Source organism: Citrobacter sp. CK195 (assembly GCF_030333365.1).
GTDB classification, from domain to species: domain Bacteria; phylum Pseudomonadota; class Gammaproteobacteria; order Enterobacterales; family Enterobacteriaceae; genus Citrobacter_B; species Citrobacter_B koseri.
This window is the reverse complement of record NZ_JAOWGB010000017.1, coordinates 287,948-296,822: the sequence shown is the minus strand read 5'-3', so window position 1 is coordinate 296,822 and position 8,875 is coordinate 287,948. Positions and strand designations below refer to the sequence as shown.

Below are 8,875 nucleotides of genomic sequence, written 5' to 3'. Positions count from 1 at the left end.
TGAGCGAATAGCAGCCAATGGTTTCGAAGATGGTGCTGGCTTTTATTTAGTGTCAGTGTCCTTACGTTACAAGAATGAATGCAATATATGGGATAAACGCCGTGGTTGTGCCAATGCTTACAGAAGCCCACATGCGAATGTGGGCTTCTGGTATTACTGTTCTTCGCCTTCCTTACCGTAGTAAAGTTTACCGAGTTTGATGAGCGGCCTGCCCTGCGATTTACGGTGCATATTAGTATCACGCAGTGAATAGACGCAGCCACAATACTCCTGCTGGTAAAACTGCTCGCGTTTGCTGATCTCAATCATGCGCGATGACCCGCCCTGCTTACGCCAGTTGTAATCCCAGTATGCCATTCCCGGATAATGCGCAGCAGCGCGTTGTCCGCAGTCGTTAATCTGCTGCATATTCTTCCAGCGGGAAATCCCGAGTGAGCTGCTGATCACGCTGAACCCATGTTCCGCGGCATACAGCGCGGTGCGTTCAAAGCGCATATCAAAGCACATGGTACACCGAACACCGCGCTCAGGCTCCCACTCCATCCCTTTCGCACGCTCGAACCAGTTGTCGGTGTCGTAATCCGCATCAACAAAAGGCACGCCGTGTTTTTCGGCAAAACGGATATTCTCCTCCTTACGGATGAGGTACTCCTTTTGCGGATGAATATTAGGGTTATAAAAGAAAATTGTGTAATCAATGCCCGAGGCCTGAATCGCCTCCATGACTTCCCCCGAACAGGGCGCACAGCACGAGTGCAGCAGTAGCTTGTCTGCGCCGTTCGGCAGCGTCAGTTGCGGGCGTTTAAAATCAGCGTTCTTCATAAATGGATGCTTTGGCAATAGTGAAACTTTCAGGAATTTTAGCATTCACATCGGCGATAACGAAATTAAGAAGTCGCTGTTGTCGTTGAACAAAGGTTTGCTGAGAAGCATCTGAAACGGTCGACAAAATCTGACCGCGATTTGAGAGCTGGTCAGAACAATTAAACTTCCGCTCCTGGCACACAGCGGACAGTACAGTTGTCTGTCAGGTCCGCTTTGAGCGAAGAGCGGACTTAACCGTACAAGGCTTACCATCCAGAAATGGAAGTTCCCCCAAAAGGAAAACACTCGCAAACCTTCTAGACAACCTTTTCCCGAGCATTTAGCCTGAATTAAAATTTTAATATCTGTCAGGCTAGTTCATTATGAAAAATGATATCAGAACCCTCGACCTTAACCTTCTTAAGGCCCTTGATGCATTACTGGATGAGGGAAGCGTGACTCGGGCTGCACAGCGCCTCTCCCTGACGCAGCCTGCCGTCAGTGGTATGCTTATTCGCTTGCGTGATTACTTTGACGATCCACTCTTTGTTCGCACCAGCCACGGTATGGTCCCCACAATGCGGGCCAACGAACTTTCTACGCCGGTAAAACAAATCCTCACCGATATCGCTATCCTGCTGAAACCAAAGAAATTTGATCCCGTGACGGTGGAACTGACTTATACCATCGTCGCAACGGACTATGCACTTAAGGCTGTTGTCGTTCCGTTGATGGCTGAGCTAAAACAACGTGCACCGTATATTAAAATCGCCGTGCGGCCCGTGGACAATGAGCGAATGTATCAGCAATTGTCTCGGGGTGAAGTTGATCTGGCTTTGATAACACCGCAAACAACCCCCGAAGACCTGCATGGAAGAGCGCTCTATGAAGAAGATTATGTCTGCGTAGCACGACGTCATCATCCTCTGGCAGCGAGTTCAGAAATGACGCTCGAACAATTTTGCAAACAGGAACATATTCTGGTGTCTTCAGAAGGTAACTTCACCGGTGTTACAGATGAAGCACTGGCTAAGCTCAGTCTGACACGACGAGTAGGCATGTCAGTTAATAGTTTTCAGGTGATACCTGATATATTGCGAGTGACTGATATGATTGCAGTTGTACCTCACCGCATGGTCCTGACTAACAACGATCTCATCATTCTCCCTTTGCCCCTGAAAGTACCCGGCTTTACCAAGAGCATGGCCTGGCATGAGCGAACCCATCGTGACCCAAGTCATCAGTGGATTCGTGCTTTATGCGCAGAAGTAAGCCAACATCCCGCGTCCTGATATAATTTATCTTATTAAGAATATAAGTAATGACAATTCGCCTTATAACTCCATTGCACCAATAATCACTGCCATCACGTTACTGCCGTAATGACACACGCAGTGCACTCAACTATAGCAATTGGAGAAATTTATGAACGCGATTAACTGGCCAGAAGACTTTGTTCCGGGTTTTACCGATAACTTTGTTTCTAATGAAATGATCATCTCAGGTCTGAACGTCAATGATGTCTGGCCGCTCCTGAGTCAGCCATTGCTATGGCCGGAATACTATAAAAATTCCGCCGATGTGCGCTTTTATGACAACAAAGGTCCAGAATTGGAAAATGGGGTTCGCTTCTACTTCAGCACGTTTGGTTTCCCAGTTGAAGCTCAGGTTGTGGAGTTTGTTCCACCTGCTGAAGGTAAACCTGCTCGTCTGGCATGGCACGGATGGGCCGGTGAAAAAGATACCGCTCAACGACTCGATGTCCATCATGCGTGGCTACTGGAGGATCTTTCCGGTCACAGGGTCCGTATCCTAACGCAGGAAACACAGAACGGAGTCCCGGCAAAAGATCTGGCAAATACCCGCCCGAACCCAATGCTTAATGGTCATCAGGAATGGCTTGACGGCCTGATTCGAGCAGCAAAGAAATAATAAACCGCTTTCCACAGTCATATCACTGAGGCTGCACTTCCCCGTAGCCTCAAGAATATTTGCCCGTTTGCTATTGCACTTGATTACAGGTAAATCATGTAACCCCCGCAAGTGACACCGCGCGGCCATATCTGTAATGTCCCCTCCTGGCACACAGCGGACAAGTGCGAAGGTCTACTATGAGCGAGAAGCAGGCATTGACGATGCCCCTGGTACAACATATATGTCGGTTGACTCAGATGCCATTCTGAAATGAATGTATGTGTAGAACCTCGCTGCAACATTTCCAGAATTGGGCATGTTTTGCCGTTTCATTTTTCAGTAACTAAATTCTTCTCTCAACAATCCAAATACCCAATCATCATGCCAGCAACCATGCAGGAAATAGTTTTTTCTTAGAGTTCCCTCCTGCTGAAATCCGACTTTATGCAATATTCTCCGCGATGCATTGTTGCCAGCTGTTACCGTAGCAGTGAGCTTACGATACCCATGCTCATCGAAAGCAAAGCGGGCAATATCTTTTAACGATTCTGTACCAAAACCTTTGCCGTGAAATTCTGATGCCAGGATAAACCCCACTTCCGCTATGCCTTCACCACGATCAATAAAGCCAGTTACACCAATTGGTATATCTGTATCCTTTCGACTCATTATCATACATAACCAGCGTTCACTGCCTTTATGCCAAGGCTGTAGACGGCTTTCAAAAGACTGGGTTCTAATCTCGTCATCAGTACGTGAATCACTAATAAAATGCATCACATGACGATCCTGATTTAATGCCAAAAAAAATGGCCAGTCTGTATGCTGGAGACAGCGATAATTGAGACTGACAGAAGAGATATGATGCATTAGATTTAATCACCTTTTTAGAGAGAGGAGTTAACAACTTTATCATTCACACCTGAATGATCAACTTTGACTGGCGCACGTATAAAGTATACAACTTCCCCTCCTGGCACGCAGCGGCTGGGCTGAGTGGTCGTCACGTCTACAGTGAGCAAGGAGCAGAATTTTTTTGAACTAATATGGCACCATTCTCTCTGCATTAGTCATGACAATTTATCTTTCTCACATAAAACTAATGTCATAAAACGGCTATTTGGATCAGACTGATAATCAGCAAACGGCTCGCAGTTAACGAAACCGTGCTTAATATAAAGTTGATGGCAAGCGGAAAACCCTGGCTGTGTCCCGGTTTCTAAACTTAAACGTCGTAGGCCTTTGATATGCGCAACCTGCAAGATATGCTGTAAAAGCTGATTCGCTACGCCACGACGCAAAAAATTTGGCGCGGTACGCATTGATTTCAGCTCACCATGTTCATCATCCAGTATTTTCAGCGCGCCAATTCCTGCGAGTTGTACCCCTTCCCATGCTGACCAAAATATCACAGCTGGGTCACGCAGTTTTCGAATATCTAAAGCATGGCTGCTTTCTGGTGGGGACTGCTCCAGCATGCCGGAAATATGATAGGCCACTAACGCTTGCACTGCTGGATGGGAGAGATCGTCAGTTTTGATAGTGAACAAGACTTTTCCAAAAAAATTGATTACATATTTGTAACATACAAACAAGCGGCAGTATCTTTGTCTAATATCTATTTCTTATGGCACTGACCTGCACTCCGCTGATTAATACGCCGTTGCGTTAGCAATATCCCCTCCTGGCACAACGCAGTCAGTCTAAAGCGCCGTCAGGTCTGCCATAATCGTACAGCAGACCTTATACCTGAAAGCCCATTCCGAACCGCATTCTGGACGTTCTAGCGCAACAGTACCTTACCCAGCAGATAAGTTGTTGCCTGTCCGCCGATGTGGACTCGATCCCCCACTCGCTGGCAGCGTAAATCCCCGCCACGTTCGGCGCCCTGGTGCGCCAGCATCTGCGTTTTTTTCAGTTTTTCAGCCCAGTACGGAATTAGCATGCTATGTGCTGAACCTGTAACGGGGTCTTCCGCTACGGCTTCTCCCGGGCAAAAGAAACGGCTGACAAAATCGTATTTCTCTTCGCCGGGCGCGGTTATGCAAACCATTTTTCCCAGAGGGAGCATGGCATTAATGTTCGGGCGTAGCGCTTCTACCTGCCGTTGATTATCCAGCACGACCATGTAATCACGCGCCACGCGCACTTCTTTGTATTCTGTGATGCCCAACGTTTCCAGCAATAAGGACGGCGGCACGACAGGCTCGGTTTCCCAGGCAGGAAAATCAAGCGTCAACCACTCGCCGCTGCGTGCTACTGTCAATGGGCCAACAAACCGGGTATCAAAATGGATAGTCGCGCCCGGGTAATCAAGATGTTCAAAGATGACGTGCGCGGCAGCAAGTGTGGCATGCCCACACAGATTTATTTCCCCTTGAGTGGTAAACCAGCGCAACTCGAAGCCGTTTTCATTTGGGACAAAAAAAGCCGTTTCTGACTGGTTATGCTGTTTGGACATTTTCAATAATGTCTCATCAGGCAACCACTCGGTGAGCGGACACACGGCTGCGGCATTGCCGCCAAAAGTAGCCGTGCTAAAGGCATCAACCATGTAAAAATCAATTTGTTGCATAGCGCAAACCTCGAATCATTCTTTGAGCCCCCCCACTCTACCATGCCTCGACAACGCGCAATCTCGTATTTTTCATCGTTTGATGTTCGGCTTCGGCGCCATTCCGTTGCTGGCGCTGTATCCCAATACCAGACGACATTTAAACAATGTCGCAACACCCCATTGACCTTCAAGTGAACTTTAAACTTATACTTTGAAAAAGGCCAATGGGCCGGGACACCCGTCTGAAATTGTCGAAGAGGAAGTGAGATGCAAACGATTCTGGGGGCAAGCGGACAGATTGCCCGGGAACTTGCTCGCGAGTTAACGCATTCTTACAGTGCTGAACTGAGGCTTGTAAGCCGTAATCCACAGAAGGTAAATGACAGCGATAGCCTTATGCCCGCTGATTTACTGGATGCCCGTCAGACACTGGAAGCGGTTAAAGGAAGCCGCATTGTCTATTTTGCGGCGGGTCTGCCGCCGGATGCCAACCTCTGGGAACAGCAGTTTCCGGTAATGCTGCAAAACGCGCTGAACGCGTGTCGGACAGTGGGGGCAAGTTTTGTTTATTTTGACAATACTTATATGTACCCACAGGACAGCAGATTGCAGACCGAGGAAACGCCGTTCCTGCCGTCAGGGCGCAAAGGGCGGGTTCGGGCCCTGATGGCAAACAAAGTGCTGGAGGAGATGCGCCGGGGCGACATCCCTGTGCTTATCGGGCGCGCGCCCGAGTTTTATGGGCCGGGGAAAACCCAGAGTTTTACCAATGCCTTAATTTTAGACAGACTTAAAGCAGGGAAAAAGCCACGCGTGCCATTACGTGACGACACGTTACGTACGCTCATATGGACTCCCGATGCCAGTCGGGCTTTAGCGCGCCTTGGCAACACCCCTGATGCCTTCGGTCAGACGTGGCACCTGCCCTGTTGCGATGAACGGCTCACCTATGCGCAGTTTGTTTCTCTGGCCTGTAACGTGTTCGGGAAAGAAACGTCATGGTCTGTCCTGAGCAAATTCGCCTTGTTCGCCGCCGGTATCTTTTCCAAAGGCCCACGGGAACTCCTGCCCCGCTATCAACATGATAACCTGTTTGATTCATCAAAATTTAAGCGGCGATTCCCGGACTTTCAGATAACAACGTACCGTCAGGGACTGGAAACCCTTTACCGTGAATGGAAAGCGCCACTCACCGTAAAGAAAGACAAATAAACAACCACGCAGGTAGTATCGCTAATCAACCCCTGACATTAAACAGGTAGAATCAGATGAAACTCATTGAGATAACAGAAGCTGGCGGCCCTGAAGTTCTGAAGGTAAGCCAGGGAAAAATGCCGGAATGTGGCGAGAACGATGTCCTGATCTCAGTTAAAGCGGCCGGCGTAAATCGCCCGGATATTATGCAGAGAGAGGGAAAATATCCCATGCCAGAGGGTGTTACGCCGGTTCCCGGGCTGGAAGTCGCGGGTATCGTACACGCAATCGGGAAAAACGTTGCTCACTTTTCAGTTGGCGATCGCGTCTGTGCGCTCACCAATGGCGGGGGATATGCAGAATTTTGCGCCGTTCCGGCAGGTCAGGTATTGCCTGTCCCACAAAATTTAAGTTTTACAGAAGCAGCAGCGCTCCCGGAAACATTCTTTACGGTATGGGCCAATCTTTTTTCGTTGGGAAAAGTGAAAAAAGAGGATGTTGTTTTGATCCACGGTGGCGCAAGCGGCATAGGGACGACCGCGCTGGCGTTGTGTAATGCCATGAATATTAAAGCGTTCAGCACCGTCGGAAGTGACGATAAAATTCCGTTCCTGCAACAATATGGGGAAATCATTAACTACAAAACCCATGATTTTGAAGAAGAAATCCTCAGCAGAACCGACGGAAAAGGCGTTGATGTTATTCTTGATATTGTCGGCGCCGCTTATTTTAACAAGAACCTTCGCCTTCTTAAAAAGGACGGTCGGCTCGTACTGATTGGATTTATGGGGGGCAGGATGGTTAAGGAATTCGATATCCAGGAACTGATCCTTAAAAGAGCGGTGGTAACCGGTTCAACGATGAGGAGCCGGGACGCCGCTGAAAAGGAAGAAATCGCCCAACAGCTCATACAAAAAGTATGGCCTTTAATCGAAGCCGGAAAGTGTAAACCCGTCATTCACCAGATAGTTAAATTTGAGGATGTCCGTCAGGCACATACGTTACTGGATGCCGGAACTCATATCGGTAAAGTTATCCTTACCCTTGAATAAGCGCAAAGGGCGGGAGCATCCCCTGTCCCGCCCTGAGCAATTATACAATCCTCAGCGGGCCAGCCCCTGGTAACCGGGTTATCAGATTTGCGCCCATTAACGTTGCCGGCGTGTAGGCCCCTCCTGCAATCCGGTTCATCATCAGGTGCTCAACCACCGCTAACGCCCCCATAATGGTCAGGGTATAACCATTCGGTGTACGGATACGGGCAGTTTTTTTGTCGCCACGGGCGTTGATGGCCTCTCCCCACACAAAAGAGGGCGTCTGTTCACGTTTCATTTCTCCGGGGCCTTTCACCGTTCGGGATATATAAGCCTTGAGGAGCTTCTGAACCCACGCCAGTCGCAGCAATGGCCTGATGTAGTTTGCTCTCCGGGCCTGGGAAATCATGCGCGTCGACCCCGGCACAAAGACCTGAATGTCTGGAATACCTGTCGTGTAATACGCCGTGGACACGTCCCCCCAGGGGATTGTCATCGCGTCCTTCTCGCCATCGCCGAAGTCAATACGGCGAACTTCATAAGCAAGCGGCACGGTAATGATCTTCCCTCCTCGCCGAATTTTTCCGCCCTGCGCCAGCCCCTCGATCGCCGTTTTCGCCGTACCCGGAGAAAAAACAGAGCGTGAATCGAATCCCAGGTTAAGGCGGATCGCATCCGGCAGGGCCTCCTTCAGGGCGGCCGCCACGCAGTCCGTAGGAATAACGTCAAACCCGACGCCGGGACACAATACAACACCGGCATCCCGGGCACGGGTATTCAGCAGTTGTGCCGCTTCGAACACGCCTATCTCCCCTGTAATATCAAGATAATGGGTTCGGGTTTGCAGGCAGGCCTCCATCAAAGGCGCCGCAGTGGCGGAGAACGGCCCCGCACAATTTAATACCAGAGCACACCCTTCGAGCTGTCTGAGCAGTTCAGCCGGGTTATCAAGGGCGAAGGCGTGAGCCTCAAGCCCGAGATTGCGAGCCAGAAAGTCTACCGTTTCTTGCCTGCGCCCCGCCAGAACTGGCCTGAATCCTCGCCGTACGGCCTCACGGGCAATCATTTCTCCGGTATAACCGTTCGCGCCATAGATCATCCAGCGCGGAAATTCTGGATGGGAATGTTGCTCATTCATTGCATTGACCCCTTTAATAAATAAATTGCCAGGCTTACGTCACAGCATAACCTTAAAGTTAACTTCAAGGTCAATATACCCGTCATACTTCACGTTGCATGTACATTGGTTGCGCCATAACGGTGACAGTTCAAATCTGAGCCAACAGACATAACGTAATGATTAAATTCACCAGCGAATGATAAAGCCAATACCATTACTTTTATTCCGCCTTATTTTTATTCGTCATTGATT

Annotated in this window: 9 protein-coding genes; 4 read left to right on the top strand and 5 right to left on the bottom strand. The window is 49.2% G+C overall.

Annotated features, from left to right (window positions below):
• Positions 1–153: 153 nt before the first annotated feature.
• On the bottom strand, positions 154–822 hold the full coding sequence (locus OGX93_RS02380; protein WP_024130285.1) for an epoxyqueuosine reductase QueH: 669 nt from the start codon (positions 820–822) through the stop codon (positions 154–156).
• Positions 823–1,187: 365 nt separating this feature from the next.
• Between OGX93_RS02380 and OGX93_RS02375 the strand changes: the two genes are divergently transcribed.
• Both OGX93_RS02375 and OGX93_RS02370 read left to right on the top strand, forming a co-directional pair.
• Positions 1,188–2,096 carry a LysR family transcriptional regulator gene (locus OGX93_RS02375; protein WP_044715031.1) on the top strand — a complete coding sequence of 303 codons (909 nt, stop codon included), beginning with the start codon at positions 1,188–1,190 and terminating at the stop codon, positions 2,094–2,096.
• 133 nt (positions 2,097–2,229) lie between these two features.
• Positions 2,230–2,736, top strand: coding sequence for an SRPBCC family protein (locus tag OGX93_RS02370; RefSeq protein WP_047463353.1), 507 nt, complete (start codon positions 2,230–2,232; stop codon positions 2,734–2,736).
• A 318-nt stretch (positions 2,737–3,054) separates the two neighbouring features.
• On the opposite strand, the gene OGX93_RS02365 is transcribed toward OGX93_RS02370, so the two are convergent.
• From OGX93_RS02365 to OGX93_RS02355, 3 genes are all read right to left on the bottom strand, one after another.
• Positions 3,055–3,588: a GNAT family N-acetyltransferase gene (locus OGX93_RS02365; RefSeq protein ID WP_047463351.1), complete on the bottom strand. Its 534-nt coding sequence runs from the start codon at positions 3,586–3,588 to the stop codon at positions 3,055–3,057.
• A gap of 200 nt (positions 3,589–3,788) precedes the next feature.
• Positions 3,789–4,268, bottom strand: a complete 480-nt coding sequence (locus OGX93_RS02360) for a GNAT family N-acetyltransferase (RefSeq protein WP_024130283.1) — start codon at positions 4,266–4,268, stop codon at positions 3,789–3,791.
• Between the two features lie 233 nt (positions 4,269–4,501).
• A complete protein-coding gene (locus tag OGX93_RS02355; RefSeq protein ID WP_012132129.1) occupies positions 4,502–5,293 on the bottom strand; it encodes a PhzF family phenazine biosynthesis protein in 792 nt (263 codons plus the stop codon).
• Between the two features lie 249 nt (positions 5,294–5,542).
• Between OGX93_RS02355 and OGX93_RS02350 the strand changes: the two genes are divergently transcribed.
• Both OGX93_RS02350 and OGX93_RS02345 read left to right on the top strand, forming a co-directional pair.
• Positions 5,543–6,487, top strand: a complete 945-nt coding sequence (locus OGX93_RS02350) for an NAD-dependent epimerase/dehydratase family protein (protein WP_286487766.1) — start codon at positions 5,543–5,545, stop codon at positions 6,485–6,487.
• A gap of 56 nt (positions 6,488–6,543) precedes the next feature.
• Entirely contained in the window at positions 6,544–7,521 is a 978-nt protein-coding gene (locus tag OGX93_RS02345; protein ID WP_286449235.1) for an NAD(P)H-quinone oxidoreductase, read from the top strand.
• A gap of 40 nt (positions 7,522–7,561) precedes the next feature.
• Here the strand turns inward: OGX93_RS02345 and OGX93_RS02340 are convergent, their stop codons facing one another.
• Positions 7,562–8,641, bottom strand: coding sequence for a saccharopine dehydrogenase family protein (locus OGX93_RS02340; RefSeq protein ID WP_286449236.1), 1,080 nt, complete (start codon positions 8,639–8,641; stop codon positions 7,562–7,564).
• Positions 8,642–8,875 lie beyond the last annotated feature (234 nt).